Genomic DNA, 517 nt, shown 5'->3' with positions numbered 1-517 from the left:
AATCTGGCCACCTGAAAGAATCCTTCTTCTTCAGCTTTTTTTGCAAAGGCCAAATATTTACGGTTTGCTTGTGATTCACCAGCAAAAGCTTCCATTAAATTGTCTTTAGTACTCATATTATCTCTCCTATTATTTCTTTACTATAATTTCTGTTTATAGGACTATATTAAATAATGTGATCAAAACATGCATTATCTTTCATAAATCTTAAAAAATCCAGAAATCCTCCGATCTTCTCCAGTTTTTTAAAATTTTACAAATAGTTGGTTATCAAATAATGAAATACATATAGAGTAGTAAAAACAAAACAATTAATATTAAAAGTCTATAGATAATCCTTTAAAAAAATAAAAGAGAAAAAAGAAAGATATTAAGCTGATTTAACGGCCATTTCAATATCATCTGCTTTGACGGTTTTTCTTCCAGCGTGTTTAGCGAGAGCAACAGCTTTTCTGGCAATTTCTTCGCCTTTTTCTTCCAATGCTTTAGCTAATTCTTCTTTAGCATCATCGCTGAT

At 30.0% G+C, this 517-nt stretch carries 2 protein-coding genes; both read right to left on the bottom strand.

The window, feature by feature from the left end; genetic code table 11:
• The coding region (locus QMD61_11800; GenBank protein ID MDI6725317.1) for a ferritin family protein at positions 1 to 116 on the bottom strand (116 nt) is incomplete at its 3' end.
• 254 nt (positions 117 to 370) lie between these two features.
• Positions 371 to 517 (bottom strand): NFYB/HAP3 family transcription factor subunit (locus QMD61_11795; protein MDI6725316.1); only part of this gene is annotated, 147 nt, incomplete at its 5' end.

This window comes from Methanobacterium sp. (assembly GCA_030017655.1).
GTDB lineage: Archaea > Methanobacteriota > Methanobacteria > Methanobacteriales > Methanobacteriaceae > Methanobacterium_D.
The sequence above is the reverse complement of the archived record's forward strand: the minus strand, read 5'-3'. Positions and strand labels throughout refer to the sequence as shown.